This is a genomic window from Microbispora sp. NPDC049633, assembly GCF_040675265.1.
In the GTDB taxonomy this organism is placed as follows: domain Bacteria; phylum Actinomycetota; class Actinomycetes; order Streptosporangiales; family Streptosporangiaceae; genus Microbispora; species Microbispora maris.
In genome coordinates, this window is the sequence record NZ_JBFAOO010000014.1 from 50,688 (window position 1) to 68,740 (window position 18,053).

General features: G+C 70.9%; 15 protein-coding genes. 6 read left to right on the top strand and 9 right to left on the bottom strand.

Features of this window, described 5'->3' with window-relative positions; translation table 11 throughout:
* The first annotated feature begins 197 nt into the window (after positions 1-197).
* The 3 genes from AB0J39_RS06310 (at position 198) to AB0J39_RS06320 (ending at position 4,178) form a co-directional block, all read left to right on the top strand.
* Positions 198-668: a universal stress protein gene (locus AB0J39_RS06310; RefSeq protein WP_363462375.1), complete on the top strand. Its 471-nt coding sequence runs from the start codon at positions 198-200 to the stop codon at positions 666-668.
* Between the two features lie 93 nt (positions 669-761).
* Positions 762-1,631 (top strand): universal stress protein, encoded by an 870-nt coding sequence (locus tag AB0J39_RS06315; protein WP_363462376.1) that lies wholly within the window; start codon positions 762-764, stop codon positions 1,629-1,631.
* A gap of 162 nt (positions 1,632-1,793) precedes the next feature.
* Positions 1,794-4,178: an ExeM/NucH family extracellular endonuclease gene (locus tag AB0J39_RS06320; protein ID WP_363462377.1), complete on the top strand. Its 2,385-nt coding sequence runs from the start codon at positions 1,794-1,796 to the stop codon at positions 4,176-4,178.
* 41 nt (positions 4,179-4,219) lie between these two features.
* Here the strand turns inward: AB0J39_RS06320 and ctaD are convergent, their stop codons facing one another.
* Positions 4,220-5,908 (bottom strand): cytochrome c oxidase subunit I, encoded by a 1,689-nt coding sequence (ctaD, locus tag AB0J39_RS06325; RefSeq protein ID WP_363462378.1) that lies wholly within the window; start codon positions 5,906-5,908, stop codon positions 4,220-4,222.
* Between the two features lie 122 nt (positions 5,909-6,030).
* On the opposite strand from ctaD, the gene AB0J39_RS06330 reads away from it, so the two are divergent.
* Positions 6,031-6,396 (top strand): thioredoxin domain-containing protein, encoded by a 366-nt coding sequence (locus tag AB0J39_RS06330; RefSeq protein WP_169982374.1) that lies wholly within the window; start codon positions 6,031-6,033, stop codon positions 6,394-6,396.
* A 113-nt stretch (positions 6,397-6,509) separates the two neighbouring features.
* Here AB0J39_RS06330 and AB0J39_RS06335 read toward each other — a convergent pair whose 3' ends face one another.
* Both AB0J39_RS06335 and AB0J39_RS06340 read right to left on the bottom strand, forming a co-directional pair.
* Positions 6,510-7,862, bottom strand: coding sequence for a class II 3-deoxy-7-phosphoheptulonate synthase (locus AB0J39_RS06335; protein ID WP_363462379.1), 1,353 nt, complete (start codon positions 7,860-7,862; stop codon positions 6,510-6,512).
* 11 nt (positions 7,863-7,873) lie between these two features.
* The gene (locus AB0J39_RS06340; protein WP_363462380.1) at positions 7,874-9,121 is read right to left on the bottom strand and encodes an FAD-dependent oxidoreductase; all 1,248 of its coding nucleotides are present in this window, start codon (positions 9,119-9,121) and stop codon (positions 7,874-7,876) included.
* A 129-nt stretch (positions 9,122-9,250) separates the two neighbouring features.
* On the opposite strand from AB0J39_RS06340, the gene AB0J39_RS06345 reads away from it, so the two are divergent.
* Positions 9,251-9,418 (top strand): hypothetical protein, encoded by a 168-nt coding sequence (locus tag AB0J39_RS06345; protein WP_363462381.1) that lies wholly within the window; start codon positions 9,251-9,253, stop codon positions 9,416-9,418.
* A 2-nt stretch (positions 9,419-9,420) separates the two neighbouring features.
* On the opposite strand, the gene AB0J39_RS06350 is transcribed toward AB0J39_RS06345, so the two are convergent.
* From AB0J39_RS06350 to AB0J39_RS06375, 6 genes are all read right to left on the bottom strand, one after another.
* Positions 9,421-10,425 (bottom strand): aminoglycoside phosphotransferase family protein, encoded by a 1,005-nt coding sequence (locus AB0J39_RS06350; protein WP_363462382.1) that lies wholly within the window; start codon positions 10,423-10,425, stop codon positions 9,421-9,423.
* A gap of 9 nt (positions 10,426-10,434) precedes the next feature.
* On the bottom strand, positions 10,435-11,331 hold the full coding sequence (locus AB0J39_RS06355; RefSeq protein WP_363462383.1) for an aldose 1-epimerase family protein: 897 nt from the start codon (positions 11,329-11,331) through the stop codon (positions 10,435-10,437).
* A 393-nt stretch (positions 11,332-11,724) separates the two neighbouring features.
* The gene (locus AB0J39_RS06360; protein WP_363462384.1) at positions 11,725-13,047 is read right to left on the bottom strand and encodes a GH1 family beta-glucosidase; all 1,323 of its coding nucleotides are present in this window, start codon (positions 13,045-13,047) and stop codon (positions 11,725-11,727) included.
* A 4-nt stretch (positions 13,048-13,051) separates the two neighbouring features.
* Entirely contained in the window at positions 13,052-14,248 is a 1,197-nt protein-coding gene (locus AB0J39_RS06365) for a 2-oxo acid dehydrogenase subunit E2 (protein ID WP_363462385.1), read from the bottom strand.
* On the bottom strand, positions 14,245-15,222 hold the full coding sequence (locus tag AB0J39_RS06370; RefSeq protein ID WP_363462386.1) for a transketolase C-terminal domain-containing protein: 978 nt from the start codon (positions 15,220-15,222) through the stop codon (positions 14,245-14,247). The genes AB0J39_RS06365 and AB0J39_RS06370 overlap by 4 nt, the downstream gene beginning before the upstream one ends.
* On the bottom strand, positions 15,219-16,142 hold the full coding sequence (locus AB0J39_RS06375; protein ID WP_363462387.1) for a thiamine pyrophosphate-dependent dehydrogenase E1 component subunit alpha: 924 nt from the start codon (positions 16,140-16,142) through the stop codon (positions 15,219-15,221). The genes AB0J39_RS06370 and AB0J39_RS06375 overlap by 4 nt, the downstream gene beginning before the upstream one ends.
* A gap of 501 nt (positions 16,143-16,643) precedes the next feature.
* On the opposite strand from AB0J39_RS06375, the gene AB0J39_RS06380 reads away from it, so the two are divergent.
* Positions 16,644-18,053, top strand: a 1,410-nt coding sequence (locus AB0J39_RS06380) for a condensation domain-containing protein (protein ID WP_363462388.1), incomplete at its 3' end; no start/stop codon positions are given.

The window sequence follows — 18,053 nt, forward strand, 5'->3', positions numbered from 1 at the left end:
GTCGAGGTTCGCGGATACCCTGTTCTCAGGTGCGACCCAGCCCCCCAAAACATGGGCCGGTCCCTGCTGGGGCCGGAGGTACCGGCGGTATTCCTGGGTACAGGGATGCTCGTGGGCGGTGTCTTCTGACCGTTTCGCCGCGGCAACATCCTGTTAACCCTGGTCGGCGAGACTTAGAGCGGAGAGCGAGGCGGAACGTGAACCAGCCGAAGATCGTGGTGGGCATCAACGGGTCGATGGCGTCGCAGGCCGCACTGCGGTGGGCCGCCGCGGAGGGTGCGCTGCGCGGCGCGCGGGTCGAGGCGGTGTACGCCTGGGAGTGGACGGGCGGGCTGCACGCCCACTACGCGCCGATCGCGAGCCGCACCTCACGGGAGGACGAGCGCAGGATCGCGCTCGACGTCGCCGGCCGGGCCGTCGCCGAACTCGGCGACCGCCACGTCGAGCCGGTGGTCGTCGAAGGGCCCCCGGCGCAGGTCCTGCTGCGTGCGACCGATGGCGCGGACCTGCTCGTGCTGGGGGCGCACGAGGCCGAGTCCGAGCCCTACCCCGTGCTCAACCCGGTCGTCTCCGCCTGCCTGCTGCGGGCCAGGTGCCCGGTCGTCGTCGTGCTGCCCGGCATGGAGCACGACCGCCGTCCCGGGGTGCTCGCCGGCAGCAGATCCTGATCCTGATCCTGATCCCCCGAGGGCCGGACGTCCCGCCGGTCTCGGGACTTTCCGCCCTGCCGGGCCGTGCGGCCCGCGCCGGAGCATGAGGGTATGGAACCCAACAGCCCGGCCGGCGACCGCGGCATCGTCGTCGGGTACGACGGCTCCGACTTCGCCATGCAGGCGCTCGACTGGGCGATGGACGAGGCCGAGTACCGGAACACGCCCATCACCGTCTGCCACGCGTGGCAGACGCCGTACGGCGCGGGCGACGAGGAGGCGCGCAAGTCGCTGCACCACGCGGCCGAGCACGTGCTGTGGCACGGCGCGGAGTGCGCCCGGCAGTGCACGAGCGGCGTCCGCGTGCGGGAGGACCTGTTCGAGGGGCCGGCCTCCGAGCGGCTCGTCGCGCTGTCGGAGACGGCCGATCTCGTGGTCGTGGGATCGCGCGGTCTGAGCGGCGCGGCGCGCCATGTGATGGGTTCGGTCGCGGGACACGTGGCGACGCACGCGCTCTGCCCGGTGATCGTGGTCCGGGGCGCGGGGTCGCTCCCGCACCGCAGGCACCCCGGTCCGGTCGTCGTGGGAGTCGGCGGCGGCGACGACCACGTCCTCGCCTTCGCCTACCGCGAGGCCGCCCTGCGCGGCCTGTCGCTGATCGCGGTGCACGCCTGGCGCTACCCGGCGGCCGCGTGGGCCGCGGGCATGGCGCCCATGGTGATGTCCGACGTCCCGGGCAGGGAGGCCGTCGAGGCGCTGGAGGCCGCCGTGGAGCCCTGGCGCGCGCGACACCCGGACGTGCACACCCTGCTCCAGCCGGTCGAGGGCGCCGTGCTCGACGTGCTGGCCGACTCCTCTCCCGGCGCGACCATGCTGGTCGTCGGCGCGACCCGCGCCCGGGGCGTGCTCGGCAGGCTCGGGTCGGTCACCCGGCCGCTGATCGACGCGGTCACCTGTCCGGTGGCCGTCGTCCATTCCTGATCGGGCGGTGACAAGGGCGGGACCGATCCATGCCGAAGCGGGACGCGCAAGGGCAGCGCGCGTACGGTAGCGACGTCAGGTAATCGGCAAATTCATACAAGTTTGCGATAAAGACACTTATTGGTCCTGGCGTCGCGGTGGTCTACCCCTAAAGTCCGGGGCATGCGTGCTCTATCCCGGGCCTGTCCCGATGACCGCTCCGGCGCCCGCGCGGTCGCCGTGCTCGCGGCCGCCGGTCTCCTGGCCGCCGGCGTCGCGGTCATGTCGCCGTCGCCCGCCTCGGCCGAGCCGGGCGACGTGGTGATCAGCCAGGTGTACGGAGGCGGCGGCAACTCCGGCGCCCCGTACACCAATGACTACGTCGAGCTCTTCAACCGCGGCAGCGCCGCCATCTCGCTGGACGACTGGTCCCTCCAGTACACCAGTGCCACCGGGACCGGCCTGTTCGGCTCCCAGAAGCAGAACCTGGCGGGCTCGCTCGCCCCCGGTCAGTACCACCTCGTCCAGCTGTCCGCCGGATCGACGCCGAGCGGCGCGCTCCCGGCCCCCGACACCGTCGGCACCCTCAGCCTGAGCGGCGCGGCCGGCAAGGTCGCCCTGGTCCGCTCAGCCACGGGCCTGGCCTGCAACGGCGGCTCCTCACCCTGCACCCCGGAGCAGACCGCGCAGATCGCCGACCTCGTCGGGTACGGCACGGCCAACTACTTCGAGGGCACGGCGGCGGCCCCGGGCCTGAGCAACGCCACCGCCGCGGTGCGCGCCGGTGGCGGTTGCGCGGACACCGACGACAACGCCGCCGACTTCGCCGCGGGCCCGCCCGCGCCGCGCAACACGGCGACGCCCCCGGCTCCCTGCGGCGCCGCCTCCCCGTCGCCGTCCGCGACCCCCTCGCCGTCGCCGACGCCCACCGCCGACCCCTGCGAGGTGCCGGCGAACCGGCAGATCGCCGAGGTCCAGGGCAGCGGAGACGTCTCCCCGCTCGTGGGGCAGACCGTCCGGGTCGAGGGCATCGTGACCGGCGACTTCCAGGAGTCCGGTCAGCAGAGCGGCTTCTACTTCCAGGACGCGACGCCCGACGCCGACCCGGCCACCTCCGACGGCCTGTTCGCGTTCGCCCGGGCGACCCTGAAGGACGTCAAGGCAGGCGACCGCGTGCTCGTCACCGGCCGGGTCACCGAGTTCAACGGGCTCACCGAGCTGTCCCCGGTGACGGCGGTGGACGTGTGCGGCACCGGCACGATCACGCCCGAGGTCTACGACCTGCCGCGGGCCGCCGGCGCCACCTTCGAGCCGTACGAGGGTGTGCTCGTGACCTTCCCCGAGCCGCTGACCGTGAGCGACCACTACAACCTCGGCCGGTTCGGCGAGGTGACGGTCGCCGCCGGCGGGAGGCGCTTCCAGCCGACCGACCGGCCCGGCGTCGACCCCGCGCTGGACGCCCGCAGGTCGCTGCTGATCGACGACGGCTCGAACACCGAGAACCCGGCCACGATCCCGTACACGAGTCCGGAGGTCGTCCGGCTCGGGGACACCGCGAAGGGCGTCACCGGCGTGCTGAGCTACGGCTTCGGGGCCTACCGGCTGGAGCCGACCAAGCCGATCACGTTCACGCGCACCAACCCGAGGAAGCCGGCGCCCGCGCCGGTGGGCGGCAACGTCCGCGTGGCGAGCCTCAACACGCTCAACTGGTTCACCACGCTCGACTCGCGCGGCGCCGACACGGCCGAGGAGCAGCAGCGGCAGCTCAAGAAGATCGTCGCCACGCTGAAGGGCCTCGACGCCGACGTCGTCGGGCTCATGGAGGTCGAGAACAACGGGCAGACCGCGCTCAACGCGCTGGTCGCCGCCCTGAACGCCGAGGTGGGCGCGGGCACGTACGCCGCCCTGACCCACCCCTATCCGGGCACCGACCTGATCCACGTCGCGGCGATCTACAAGCCGGCGCGGGTGCGCCCGGTGGGCGAGACGCTGTCGTCCACCGACCCCGTCTTCCGGCGGCCGCCGCTGATCCAGACCTTCCGCCGGACCGGCGGCGGGCAGCCGTTCACGCTGCTCGTCAACCACTTCAAGTCGAAGGGCTGCGACGAGGAGGCGACCGGCGGCGACACCGACCAGGGCGACGGCCAGGGCTGCTACAACGCCGAGCGCGTACGGCAGGCCAAGGCGGTGCTCGGCCTCATCGACTCGATGGACCTGCCGAATCCGCTGGTGATCGGCGACCTCAACGCGTACGGCGAGGAGGACCCGATCGACACGCTGGAGAAGGGCGGCCTGACCAGCCTGTCCAAGCGGTTCGTCCCCGCGGCCCAGCGCTACAGCTACCTGTTCGACGGGCTGTCCGGCGAGCTCGACCACGCCATGGCCGGCAAGCAGCTGGTCAAGCGGGTGACCGGGGCGACGATCTGGCACGTCAACGCCGACGAGCCGCGCATCCTCGACTACAACCTGGAGTTCAACCCGCCGAGCCTGTACCGGCCCGACGCGTTCCGCTCCTCCGACCACGACCCGCTGCTGATCGGGCTCGACCTGCCCGGCGGCAAGCACTGACGATCCGCGTGCGAAGGGCCCCCGGCGACGGGGGCCCTTCCCTATTTCGCGTCGGGATCGACGAAGTCCCGCTTGGTCTCCGGCGGCTCACCCGGCTTGCCGCCCAGACGCGGATAGCGCAGGTCGAAGGCGGGCCGCTCGGAGCGGATCGGCGGGATCGACACGAAGTTGTGGCGCGGCGGCGGGCACGACGTCGCCCACTCCAGCGAGTTGGCGGTCCCCCACGGGTCGTTCACCGTGACCTTCTCCCCGTGCCGGGGGGTCCACCAGAGGTTGTAGAGGAAGGGCAGAGTGGACAGCCCGAGCAGCAGGGCGCCCGCGCTCGACAACTCGTGCATCCAGGTGAAGCCGTCGTTGGGCGAGTAGTCGCCGTACCGCCGGGGCATGCCCTGCGCGCCGAGCCAGTGCTGGATGAGGAACGTCATGTGGAACCCGATGAACAGCATCCAGAAGTGGATCTTCCCGAGGCGCTCGTTCAGCATTCTCCCGGTGAACTTCGGCCACCAGAAGTAGAAGCCGGCGAACATCGCGAAGACGACGGTCCCGAAGACCACGTAGTGGAAGTGGGCGACCACGAAGTAGGTGTCGGTCACGTGGAAGTCCAGCGGCGGCGACGCCAGGATCACCCCGGTCAGCCCGCCGAGCAGGAACGTCACGAGGAATCCCACCGACCACAGCATCGGCGTCTCGAAGGTCAGATGGCCCCGCCACATCGTGCCGGTCCAGTTGAAGAACTTCACCCCGGTGGGCACGGCGATCAGGAACGTCATCAGCGAGAAGAACGGCAGCAGCACGCGCCCGGTGGCGAACATGTGGTGCGCCCAGACGGTGACCGACAGCGCGGTGATCGCGATCGTCGCGCCCACCATGCCGACGTACCCGAACAGCGGCTTGCGGCTGAACACCGGGATCACCTCGGTGACGATGCCGAAGAACGGCAGCGCGATGATGTAGACCTCCGGGTGGCCGAAGAACCAGAACAGGTGCTGCCACAGCAGCGGGCCGCCGGTCGCCGGGTCGTAGATGTGCGCGCCGAGCTTACGGTCGATTCCCAGGGCCAGCAGCGCGGCGGCGAGCACCGGGAACGCCAGCAGCACGAGGATCGAGGTGAAGAACACGTTCCACGTGAAGATCGGCATCCGGAACATGGTCATGCCGGGAGCGCGCATGCACATGATCGTGGTGATGAAGTTGACCGCGCCCAGGATCGTCCCCAGACCGGACAGCGCCAGGCCCATCACCCACAGGTCCCCGCCGAGCTGCGGGGTGTACGGCGCGGTCGACAGCGGTGTGTAGGCCGTCCAGCCGAACGTCGGGGCCCCGCCCGCGAAGTACGACCCGAGGACCATCAGACCGCCGAACAGGAACAGCCAGTAGCTCGCCATGTTCAGCCGGGGGAACGCCACGTCGGGCGCGCCGATCTGCAGCGGCATGACCGCGTTGGCGAACCCGGCGAACAACGGTGTCGCGAAGAACAGCAGCATGATGGTGCCGTGCAGCGTGAACAACTGGTTGTACTGCTGCAGCGTGACGAACTGCATGCCGGGCTCGTAGAGCTCCGCGCGGATGATCAGCGCCTGCAGGCCGCCGATGAGGAAGAAGACGAACGTGGTGATCAGGTAGAGGTTGCCGATCACCTTGTGGTCCGTGCTCGACAGCCATGAGGCGATCCGGGCTCCGGGACCCTTCGGGGCCGCCAGGTCGGACGGCCGTACGGCATGAGTCGTCATCCGGGTGCTCCTTCTACGTCAAGAAGGTCTCCTGCCCAATCACGCGATGCGCATCGCGAAATGGAATGCTGGGATTGTCCGGCTGGTTATGCCCGCTGAAGACCGAGCGAAAGGAGTCGCCCATGGCGACCATCGAGGTAACCGAGAAGAACTTCAACGACATCGCCGACAACGGCATCGTACTGCTCGATTTCTGGGCATCCTGGTGCGGCCCCTGCCGGTCCTTCGCTCCGATCTTCGAGAAGGCGTCCGAGGAGCACGCGGACATCACCTTCGGCAAGATCGACACTGAGGCTCAGCCGGCCCTGTCGGAGGGCTTCGAGATCACCGCGATTCCGACGATTATGGCGATCCGTGACGGCATTGTGGTGTTCGCCCAGCCGGGCGCGCTGCCCGCGCCCGCGCTCGAGGACCTGATCCGGCAGCTGCGCGCGCTCGACATGGACGCCATCCGCGCCCAGATCGAGGCGGAGGCCAAGAACAGCTGAGGGGCCTCCCGGCAGACGAAACCGCCGTCACCCGGTCCGAATGATCGGAGGGCGACGGCGGTATCAGACGGTGATATCAGCCGGTGTGAGCCGCAGGTGCGGAACGGTGCCGCTCAGCTCGAGCGGTACAGCTCCGCGACGCGGAAGGCGAGATCGAGCGACTGGCCGCGGTTGAGGCGGGGGTCGCAGGCGGTCTCGTAGCGCAGCGCCAGATCCTCCTCCACGATCGCGTGCCCGCCGCCCACGCACTCGGTGACGTCGTCGCCGGTGAACTCGATGTGGATGCCGCCGGGGTGGGTGCCGAGCGCGTGGTGGACCTCGAAGAACCCCGCGACCTCGTCCAGCACGTCGTCCAGGCGGCGGGTCTTGTGCCCGCTCGGCGCCTCGAACGTGTTGCCGTGCATCGGGTCGCACACCCAGGCCACGGTGGCGCCGCTCGCGTTGACCTTCTCCACCAGCGTCGGCAGCGCGTCGCGGACCCTGCCCGCGCCCATCCGCGTGATGAAGGTGAGCCGTCCGGGCTCGTTGTCCGGGTTGAGCTTGTCGATCAGCGCGATGGCCTCTTCGGGCGTGGTCGTCGGGCCGAGCTTCACGCCGATCGGGTTGCGGATGCGGCTGAAGAACTCGACGTGGGCCCCGTCGAGCTGCCGGGTGCGCTCACCGATCCACACCATGTGCGCCGACACGTCGTACGGCTGACCCGTACGGGAGTCGATCCGGGTGAGCGCCCGGTCGTAGTCGAGGATCAGGGCCTCATGGGAGGAGTAGAACTCGACGGTGTGGAACTCCTCGGGGTCGGCCCCGCAGGCCCGCATGAACGCCAGGGCCTGGTCGATCTCCCGCGCCAGCTGCTCGTAGCGCCGCCCCGCCGGGGACTCCGCGACGAAGTCCTGGTTCCACGCGTGGACCTGGCGCAGGTCGGCGTAGCCGCCCTTGGTGAAGGCCCGCGCGAGGTTCAGCGTGCTCGCCGAGGAGTGGTAGGCCCGCAGCAGCCGGTTCGGGTCGGGACGGCGGGCCTCGGGGGTGAAGTCGAACCCGTTCACCATGTCGCCCCGGTAGGCCGGCAGCTCGACGCCGTCGCGGACCTCCATGGGCTTGGACCGCGGCTTGGCGAACTGCCCGGCGAGCCGGCCGATCTTGACGACCGGGACACGGCCCGCGTAGGTCAGCACGATCGCCATCTGCAGCAGCGTCTTGAGCTTGTTGCGCACGTTCTCGGCCGTCGCGCCCGCGAAGGTCTCGGCGCAGTCACCGCCCTGCAGGACGAACGCCTCGCCGCGCGCCACGGCGGCCAGGCCGTCCTTGAGCTGGTCGCATTCGCCGGCGAACACCAGCGGGGGCAGGGACGCCAGCTCCGCGACGACCTTGTCCAGTTCGCCGCGGTCGGGCCAGTCCGGCTGCTGGGCCGCGGGCAGGTCACGCCAGGTGTCCAGGGCACGCGAGGTGTCGGGGTTTGATGCGCTCACGGTCACCAAGGTTATTGCACCGCGTCCCGTGCGACCCCCTCCCTGTCCACTTGCTGAGATCTTTTTTCTTGCTCAGTAAGCCGCACGTGCTCGGGCAGCACACCGAGCCCGATGAACCGGGGCAGCAGCGAGCGCACCACCGGCACGCGGGTGAGGTCGGGGATCCGCGCCACCGGACCGGCGAGGGCCGGCCGGATGAGCCGGTCCTGCACCACCCGCTGCGCGGCCTGGACGACGGCCGCGGGCGCCTTCCTGCGCCGCTCCACCTTCGCGAGCAGCCCGTCGGGGGCGCGGCCGCGCAGCAGGGCCGGCCCGACGATGTTGGCGGCCGCGACGGCGTCCTGCACCGCGAGGTTGATCCCGACGCCGAAGACCGGCGACATCGCGTGGGCCGCGTCGCCGATCAGCAGCAACCCGGGCAGGTGCCAGCGCGTGAGCCGGTTCAGCTCGACGCTCAGCACGCCCGCCTCGTCGAAGCCGTGCAGCTCGGACGTCCTGCCGTCGAGGAAGGGCAGCAGCCGCTCCACTTCGCCGCGCAGCCCGTCGACGCCCTCCGCCTCCAGTGCGGCGAAGCCGCCCTTCGGGATGACGTAGGCGAGCTGCCAGTACGTCTCCCTGTTGATCGCGACCATGAGCCGCCCGGCCGACGCCCGCAGGAACGGCTGTTCGGGGTCGCCCGCCGCCCGCGGCAGCCGGAACCAGACCACGTCCATCGGCGCGCCGAACCGCTTCGGCGCCAGACCGGCCGCCCGCCGCACGTCGGAGTGCCGGCCGTCCGCGCCGACCGTGAGGAGTGCCCTGATCTCGTGCTCCTCGCCCCGCTCGTCGCGGTAGCGCACGCCCCGGATCGCGCCGTCGTGCCGTACGAGGTCGGTGACCCTGGCGTTCATCAGGAGATGGAAGCCGGGGTAGGCGCGCGCCTCACGGGTGAGGAGGTCGAGGAAGTCCCACTGCGGGACGAAGGCGATGTACCGATACTTCCCCGGCAGGCGCCGCAGGTCGGAGATGGGCACCTCGCCGTCGTCGGTCCGCATCGACATGACGTACGCCTTGCGATGCGGCAGCCGGTGGAACGCCTCGGCCAGCCCGATCTCGTCCAGCACCTGGAGGGTCGAGGGATGGATGGTGTCGCCGCGGAAGTCCCGCAGGAAGTCCGCGTGCTTCTCCAGCAACGTGACGTCGACGCCCGCGCGGGCCAGGAGCAGCGCGAGCATGGCCCCCGCGGGCCCGCCGCCCGCGATCACACATGTCGTATCCATAATTCATCACCCGCTGAAATCATCTCACGCGGAGGGCCGGGCCGCCAGGGCCGGGCCGAAGTGGGCCTACCGGAGCGCATGCGGGACCGCTATTTTGTGATCAAAGGAATCGGCCTTCGGGAGTCCGCTGTGATTGCTCGTGTCAGCCATCTGCCGCGCGTCGCGGCCGGGGCGATGGTCCTGTCCCTCGTGGCGTCGCTGACCGTCGGAGCGCCCGCGGCACTCGCCGGGACCGGCGACTCCGAGCCGCACACCGGCAACGGGTGCGGCTCGCAGTCCCAATCGCTGGAGGCGTGACCTCAGACGTGGGCGTGGTTGCGAGACCCCGCCCGCAGCACGTCCAGGCAGGCGGCCAGTGACCGCGTGGTGAGGTCCCGGGTGGGGGCGTAGGCCTCCTCCGGATACTGCCGCGGGCCGTCCTCCACCAGCATGATCAGGTAGAGATAGACCCGGTAGAGGGCGAGGCGGACGCGGGCGGCGTGGTCCAGCCGCACCGGGCCGGCCTCCTGCCGGTAGCCCGCGAGCAGCGGATCGTCCTCGCGCAGTTCGCCGAAGATGGTGGGAGTGACGAAGTCGGCGAGCGGGTCGCCCCAGAACGCCCTCTCGTGGTCGATGAGCGCCTGAACGCTCTTGTCGCCGTTCAGGAACACGTTGCCCGGCCACAGGTCGAAGTGCACCAGCGACGGGGTGGTGACCTGGTCGAGGACGTGCGCGTTCATGTGGACGAGCCCGACGATCTCCACGATGGTCGCCGGGAGCCGGGTGTTGTAGTGGACGGCGTCGTCGAGCAGGGCGCCGATCATGACGAGGAACGCCTCCCGCCACGTGTGGCCGGTCAGCCCGGCGTACGGGTAGCCGAAGACGCCCGTGCCCGGGATGCCGTGCAGGCGGGCGAGGTGGCGGCCGAGCTCGAACCGCAGGGCGCCCTCCTCCGCGGGACTGACCGTCGTCCGGTTCCACGGCATTCCGTCGAGCGCGGACAGGATGAGGTAGTCGCCGCCCAGCACCGGATCGTCGAACGACGCCCGGAGCAGGGCGGGCATCGGCAGCCCCACGGGCTGGGCGAGGTGGTAGACCATCGCCTCGGTGCGCAGCAGGTGCCGTTCGTAGGTCAGCAACCGCAGGTCGGGCGGCGGCCCGAGCTTGAGCACCACCTCACGTCCGTCGTCGAGGCCGAGCCGCCAAACGGCGTTCGCGAAGCCGTCGGCGAGTTCTTCCGACGAGGTCAGCCCGCAGCCCAGCGCGTCGCGGACGACCTCGTCGAGTTGTGCGGGGGACAACCGCCTCTTCGTCCTGCTGTCCATCAAGTCTTCTCAGTCTTCCCGGGTAGGAGTGGTGACCGCGATGGTCCACGTGGCCTCGTGCTTGTCCCCCGGCTGCAAAACGATCAGATCGGTGCCCGAGTTGAACGCGTCGGGCGGGCAGGTCATGGGCTCCACGGCCAGTCCCCTGTGGCCGAGCCCCGTGCCCGTGCAGATCTGGACCCACGGCATCACCGACGGGTCCCAGGTGAGCTCCACCCCGCCCTCCGGCCCGAGCACGCGCACCCGCCCCTCCGTCACGCCGGCGAAGGCGTGGTCGACCGCGGTGTCCCCGATCACGCGCGGCGTCCGGAAGTCGTAGGGCGTCGCCTCGACCTCCACCAGGTCGGTGGGGGCGAGCAGGTCGTCGGTGAGCAGCACGCGCCCGGCCGGCAGGCCGAGCTCATAGGCGGTGACGTCCGGCCCGGCCAGCAGCCACGGGTGCGGCCCGCAGCCGTACGGCGCCGCCGTCTCGCCCACGTTCTGCGCCGTCAGCGTGGTCGACAGGCCCTCCTCGGACACCGAGTGCCGCACCTCCAGGGCGATCCTGTGCGGGTAGCCCTCGGTGGGCTCCACGACGTGCGTCAGCCGTACGTGGCCGTGGTGGTCCTCCACCGAGAGCAGCTCCGCGCACTTCCAGTCGAGGCCGGCGACGAGACCGTGCAGGGCGTGCCCGCGGTCGGGCTCGTTGACCGGCAGGTGGCGGCGCTGCCCGTCGAAGACGTACGTGCCGCCGACCACGCGGTTCGGCCAGGGAGCGAGGATTGTGCCGCTGTAGTACGGCACGGGCCCGCCCTCCGGCCAGCTCGTCACCAGATCGCGGCCCTCGTGGCGCAACGCCCGCAGGGCGCCGCCCCGCTCGCTGATCGTGGCCTGGTAACCGCCACCGGCAATGGTGTAATCGGGCACGGGGGAGTCCTCTCGCTGACGCGTCGTCAAGAAGTGGGTCATCTGACGGTATGCAGGGACCTTATCCCAGCTCATCGCCCTTGATCCAAGCGGGGTGGACCAGTGGTGGGAGCGCTCCCATAACCGGTAAAGCTAAGTCTTTTCGTCGGACGCGTCAACTTAATCTTAGGATTTTCGCGTAGATCGGTATAACAACACCGATTTGCCGCAGACCGGCTCTCACGTGCACGTGCATGGGCGGCCGCCCACCGGTTCGTGCTGAAACTTACACGCGCGGAAACGCCGCTCCGTGGCATGGCGAAGACCCGGCCTCCCGCACGCGTGCGGGAGGCCGGGTGGAGCCGCCGGGGGCGGCGAAGAGCAGGCCGGACCCGGCAGGTGCCGGGCCGGGTGTCAGCGCAGCTCGCCGCTCTTCACGACGTCGCGGTACCACAGCGCGCTGTCCTTGGGGGTGCGCTTCTGCGTCGCGTAGTCGACGTGCACGATGCCGAACCGCTGGCTGTATCCCTCGGCCCACTCGAAGTTGTCGAGCAGCGACCACACGTGGTAGCCCTCGACCTGCGCGCCCGCCTCCATCGCGCGGTGCACGGCGCTCAGGTGGTCGCGCAGGTACGCGATCCGCCGATCGTCGCGGACGCGGCCGTCGGCGTCGACCCCGTCCACGGTGGCCAGGCCGTTCTCGGTGATGACCATCGGCACGCCGGGGTAGTCCCGCTGCACCCGGACGAGGATGTCGTGCAGGCCCTCGGGGTAGATCTCCAGCCACTCGGCCTGGGCCCGCTCGTGCAGGAACACCCGCTCGCCCTTGCCGTCGACGAAGACCGGGGTGTAGTACTGCACGCCCAGGACGTCGATGGGCTCGCTGATGATCCCGAGGTCCCCGTCCAGGATGTGGTCGGCCATCGGGCCGCGCTCGGAGATCCAGCGCAGCGTGTCCTCGGGGTAGCTCCCCTTGAAGACGGGGTCGAGGTAGAGCCGGTTCTCCAGCCCGTCCTGGTGGCGGGCCGCCTCGCGGGCCTCCGGGGTGTCGTCGGCCGGGTAGGTGGGGTGCAGGTTGAGCGCGGGCCCGATCCGGCGGCCCGGGTGCCGCTCGTGCAGCACGCGGGAGGCGAGGCCGTGCGCGAGCAGCAGATGGTGGCAGGCGACGAACGCGCGCGCGTCGTCCTTGAAGCCCGGCGCGTGCTGGCCGAACCGGTAGCCGCAGTCGACCACCGTCTTGGGCTCGTTGATCGTCAGCCAGTCCCTGATCTCCAGGGCGTCGAAACAGATCCCGGCGTACTCGGCGAAGCGCTCGGCCGTGTCCCGGTTCTCCCAGCCGCCCCGGTCCTGCAGCTCCTGCGGCAGGTCCCAGTGGAAGAGCGTGGCCATCGGCCGGATGCCGCGCTCGGCCAGGCCGTCGACGAGCCGGCGGTAGAAGTCGAGGCCCTTCTGGTTGGGCTTGCCCGATCCGGTCGGCTGGATCCGCGGCCAGGCGATGGAGAAGCGGTAGCTGCCCAGGCCCAGATCGGCGATCAGGTCCAGGTCCTCGTCGTAACGGTGGTAGTGGTCGGCGGCGTGCTCGCCGCTGTCGCCGTCGCGTACGTTGCCGGGGACCGCGCAGAAGGTGTCCCACACCGAGGGCCCGCGGCCGTCCTCCGTGGTCGCGCCCTCGATCTGGTACGCCGCGGTGGACGCGCCCCAGACGAAGTCGGCCGGAAACCGTGCGGGTGAGTTCATGGCTTCATCCATTCTCGGTGAGGAAACGCGCGGGTGATTCGAGCGCCGAGCGGAGCTCACGCAGGAACTCCGCGGCATCGCGACCGTTGATGTAACGGTGGTCGTATGCGAGGCCCAGTGTGGCGGTCTTGCGTACGGCGAAGCCTGAGCCGTCTTGGACGACCTCCGAGCGCGGCGCGGTCAGCGACAGCGCGCACGTCTGGCCGGGGAAGACGATGGGGACGGCGAACACGATGCCGTCGTGCGTGTGCAGGGTGAGCGTGATGGCGCCGCCCCGCAGATCGCGTTCCCGGAACGACCCGGAGAGCGCGGTCGTGCGGAAGCCGGCGAGGTCGGCGGCGATCTCGGCGAGCGTCCGGTTGCCGGCGTCGCGGACGACCGGGATGAACAGCCCCTGGCCCACGTCGACCGTGACGCCCACGTCCGCGGTGACGGCCCTTCTCGCCCGCAGGCCGGGGCCCCGCATGTCCGAGCCGGGCTCCGCGAAGAACATCGGGAAGCGGTCGAGCAGCCCGCCGGTCGCCTTCACCACCATCTCGGGCAGGCCGACCAGGGCGCGCAGCCGGCGGGTGAGGTCGCGGGCGAGCGACAGGACCTCGGTCACGTCGACGTTCATCGCCGTGAAGGCCGCGGGGATCTCGCGCCGGGACCGCTCGACGACCTCGGCCGTCCGTTGCTGCGCCCGCGACAGCGTGATCCACTGTTCGTCGTCCTGCGCCGGGGCGCCGGCGTCGTCCGCGACGGCGGCGGGGGAGGGCTCCTGCCCGCCGAGCAGTTCCTCGACGTCGCTGCGCCTGATCACCTTCCGGCCGAGGGCGTACACCCGCTCCATGGCGATGCCGTGCGCCTCGATCAGGTCGCGCGCGGGCGCCGTGACGACCACGCCTTCGCCGGGCGGCGCGGGAGCGCCCGGCCCGTGCGGGTTCCCGTCCGCGGTCTGCCCCGCGGCCTCCCGGACGGGCTCGTCCGCGCTCCCGAGCAGGCGGGCGATCACCTGCCCCGGCTCGCACTCGGCCCCCTCGGCGACCAGCCGCCGCAGGACGCCGTCCGCCGGGGCCTCGACCTCCTCCGTCGCCTTGGACGTCTCCAGCAGCACGATCGGCTCGCCGTCCCGCACCGTCCGCCCGTCCTCGGCCAGCCACTCGACCAGGATGTACGACGTGTCGTTGTTGTTGAGCTTGGGCACGCGGAACTCGGTCACGACAGCGCCTCTCTCACCGCGGCCCGGATGCTGTCGGCCTGCACGAGCACCTCGCGTTCCAGATGGGGGGCGGCGGGGATCACCCGGTCCGCCGAGTTTATTAGCGTGATCGGGCGGCGCAGGCGGTCCCACAGGCGCGGGTAGAGCGCCGTGGCCACCTCGGCCGCCCAGGTGCCGCCCTCGGTCCCGTCGTCGACGACGCAGACGTGCGGCGCGTCCTCCAGCCCCGGCAGATGGGGCACGGGGTAGAGCTGGGCGGGCACCAGCAGTTCGCAGACCAGCTCGTCCTCCAGCAGCAGCGTCCGCATGGCGTCGAGCGTCCGGTGGACGAGCCCGCCGTGGGTGACCAGCGTGCAGTCGGGCCGGCCCGCGCCGTCGAGGTACACCCGCGCCACGTCGTCCACCAGCTCGTACCGGAACAGGTCGTCGACGCGGTGCATCTGCCGCGTGTACAGGACCTTGTCCTCGAAGAACAGGCAGGGCCGCCCGAGGCCGAACATCCGGGCGAACAGCTCACCCGCGTCGTGGAACGGCGTCATCTCGAACAGGGACAGCCCCGGCACGCCGATGAAGTGCTTCTGCGGGTTCTGGCTGTGGGTCGGGCCGTAGCCGCGGTTGCCGCCCGTGGGGCAGCGCACCACGAGCGGCACCGGCACGGGCCTGCCGTACATCGAGGTGGACTTGGCGGCGAAGTTGGTGATCTGGTCGAACGCCAGCGCCACGAAGTCGGCGAACATGATCTCGACGATGGCCTTGTCGCCGGCCAGGGCCAGCCCGGCCCCGACCCCGGCGATCGCGCCCTCGCTCAGCGGCGTGGACCTCACCCGCGAGCCGAACCGGCCGGACAGTCCCCGGGTGACCTTGAACGCGCCGCCGTACGGGTCGCTGACGTCCTCGCCGAGCAGGTGGACCGAGGGGTCGGACTCCATGAGGTCGTGCAGCGCCTGGTTGAGATGCTCCGAGACCCTGGTCACGCCGCTCCTCCCGGCCGTGCGTGGGGCCGGGCGGAGACCTCGGCGACCACCCGCTCGACGAGCTCCCGCTGCTCCCGGTCGATCCGCGCGAACCGCTCGGGATCGGCCTCGGCGTACCGGTCGTACCAGTCGGACTCCGCGGCCCGGCGGATCTCCTCCGGGGGCCGGGTGTCGTCGCCCTTGCTGTGGGGCCCGAGGCGGTGCGTGGCGAACTCGACCACGAGCGGGGAGGGCTCGGCCCGCACGGCGTCGATCAGCGGGGCGAGGACCTCCCTGATCTCACCGGCGTCGGTGGACGAGACGTGGTGGTGGCGGACGCCGAAGGCCGCCGCCCGGGCGGCGATCGTGCCCGCCATCTGCGCGGACGTGGGGGTCGACTGGGCGATGCCGTTGTGCTCGACCACGACCAGCAGCGGCACCCGCCAGAGGGACGCCATGTTCAGCGCCTCGTAGACGGCGCCCTCACCCCAGGTGCCGTCGCCGATGTACGCGCAGGCCAGCGCTCCCGTGCCGGCCAGTTTCAGGGCCACCCCGGTCGCCACGGGCAGGCTCTCGCCCTGCACACCCGTGGACAGGAAACGCCGGTGGTAGATGTGCTGGCTGCCGCCGACGCCTCCGCACAGCGCGCCCTCCCGCCCCATGATCTCGGCGAGCAGTCCGTGCGGGTCGGGATGGCGGGCGAGGAAGTGGCCGTGCCCCCGGTGGTTGCTGAACACGAAGTCGTCGTCGCGGAGCAGGGCCGACAGCGCGACCGGGATGTACTCCTGTCCGAGGCAGGTGTGGGTGGTGCCGCTCAGCACGCCCTGCTCGAACAGGTGGAGCAGGGCGCGTTCGAAGTGCCGGATCAGGAGGAGTGAGCGGAGATCCCCGTCGTCGAGGGCATGCCGCGGGCTCCGTGCCGGTGCAGCGGTGACGATCACAAGTGGTCGGCTCCTGGTGCGTCTCTGGTCGAGGGCGCGCTCGACGCCGGGCTTCGCTGCCAGGGACAGGAGCACCCATATTGGGAGCGCTCCCACGGAGCGTAGGTCCGGTAAGAGACCTTGTCAATGCCTGGCTATACGGACGATTTGGGCGAGTGTGACCACATTGTCCGTGATCTGCGGCAATAACCTCACATTCCCCACCTTGGGGCTAATAACGGACAGAAACTTCCATGACACTTGACGAATGAAAGTCCAGATCCCTAGCCTCCACTGCCGTGGGAGCGTTCCCACTCATGCGTCCGAAATGGGGGTTACCGGCGCGAGCGGCATTGCATCCGTGCCGCGCCAGGCACCAGGCAGGAAGCTCACCGGCGGTGATTCCGCCGCCGGGTCGTTGGCCGCCCGCGTCTTCGCATCGATTCGCCGGCGTACCGGGGCGCAGAGCGCACAAAGGAATGCCATGTTCTTAATGCAAATTTCAACCGAGGTGCCGGCGTCGTGACCCGGACCGGTCTCTCACCGGCCAAACAGGCGCTGCTGGCGCAGCGGCTCAGGGCCGGGAAAGCCGCGAGGGTCACCGTGCCGCCGCGGCCGGTCGGCACTCACCCGCCGCTTTCGCACGCGCAGGAGCGCCTGTGGTTCCTGGAGCAGTACGCCCCGGGCACCACCGCCTACACCGTCGCCTTCGCCGTCCGGCTGGACGGCGGCGAGATCGACGACGCGGCCCTGGAGCGCGCCCTCGTCGAGGTGGCCCGGCGCCACGAGAGCATGCGCACCCGGTTCGTCACCACCGACGACGGGACGCCGGAGATCGTGCTGGACGACGAGCCCCTGGTGGAGCTGCGGCTGGTCGAGCTGCGGCGGTCCGACGACGCCGCCACCGCGCGGGAGGTCGTCCAGGAGGAGCTGGCCCGGCCGTTCGACCTGGCGACCGGCCCGCTGCTGCGGGTGCTCCTGGTCCGGCTCGGCGCCCGCGAGCACGTGCTGCTGCTGACCATGCACCACGCCGTCACCGACGGCTGGTCGTGCGACATCGTGATGGAGGAGCTGCTCGCCCTGCACGAGGCGTACCGGACCGGGACCGACGCCGGTCTCGCCGCGCCGCCCGTGCAGTACGGCGACTACGCGCTGTGGGAGCGCGGGCGGACCCACGAGGACGACATCCGCTACTGGCGGGAGCGGCTGGCCGGGTTGCCGCCGCTGGAGCTGCCGACCGACCTGCCGCGCCCGCCCGAGCAGGGATCGGCGGGCGCCGCCCACGACGTCGTGCTGGACCGTGAGCTGGTGGACGCGCTCACGGAGCTGGGCGGGGCGAACGGCGCGACGCTGTACATGACCCTGCTCGCCGCCTTCCAGGTGCTCCTCGGGCGCTACTCCGGGCAGGACGACTTCGCGGTCGGGTCACCCGTCTCGGGGCGCGACCTGCCGGAGCTGGAGCGGGTGGTCGGGCTCTTCATCAACTCGCTGCCGATGCGGGCCGACCTGTCCGGCGATCCGACCTTCACCGAGCTGCTCGGCCGGGTGCGCGAGACGGCGCTGGACGCCTACACGCACCAGGAGCTGCCCTTCGACCGGCTGGTCGGCGAGCTCGGCGTCGAGCGCGACGTGAGCAGGTCGCCGGTGTTCCAGGTGATGTTCGCGCTCCAGAACTACCGGTCGGCCGCGCTGCGGACCCAGGGCCTGACCATGACGGCCTACCCGTTCGACGTGACCGCCAGCCGGTTCGACCTCGCGCTGTACCTCATGGACCAGGGCGACGGCCTGGTGGGCACCCTCACCTACCGCACCGAGCTGTTCCGGCCGGCCACGATCGCGCGCCTGGCTGAGTGCTTCGAGAACCTGCTCAGGTCGATCGCCGCCGACCCCCACGCGCGGGTGTCGGACCTCGAACTGCTCCCGGCGGCCGAG

Bases quoted from the DNA above. Each gene is read 5' to 3' on its own strand.
- AB0J39_RS06315 (WP_363462376.1), top strand. From the start codon at position 762: ATGGAACCCAACAGCCCGGCCGGCGACCGCGGCATCGTCGTCGGGTAC.
- AB0J39_RS06320 (WP_363462377.1), top strand. From the start codon at position 1,794: ATGCGTGCTCTATCCCGGGCCTGTCCCGATGACCGCTCCGGCGCCCGC.
- ctaD (WP_363462378.1), bottom strand. From the start codon at position 5,908: ATGACGACTCATGCCGTACGGCCGTCCGACCTGGCGGCCCCGAAGGGT.
- AB0J39_RS06330 (WP_169982374.1), top strand. From the start codon at position 6,031: ATGGCGACCATCGAGGTAACCGAGAAGAACTTCAACGACATCGCCGAC.
- AB0J39_RS06340 (WP_363462380.1), bottom strand. From the start codon at position 9,121: ATGGATACGACATGTGTGATCGCGGGCGGCGGGCCCGCGGGGGCCATG.
- AB0J39_RS06350 (WP_363462382.1), bottom strand. From the start codon at position 10,425: ATGGACAGCAGGACGAAGAGGCGGTTGTCCCCCGCACAACTCGACGAG.
- AB0J39_RS06360 (WP_363462384.1), bottom strand. From the start codon at position 13,047: ATGAACTCACCCGCACGGTTTCCGGCCGACTTCGTCTGGGGCGCGTCC.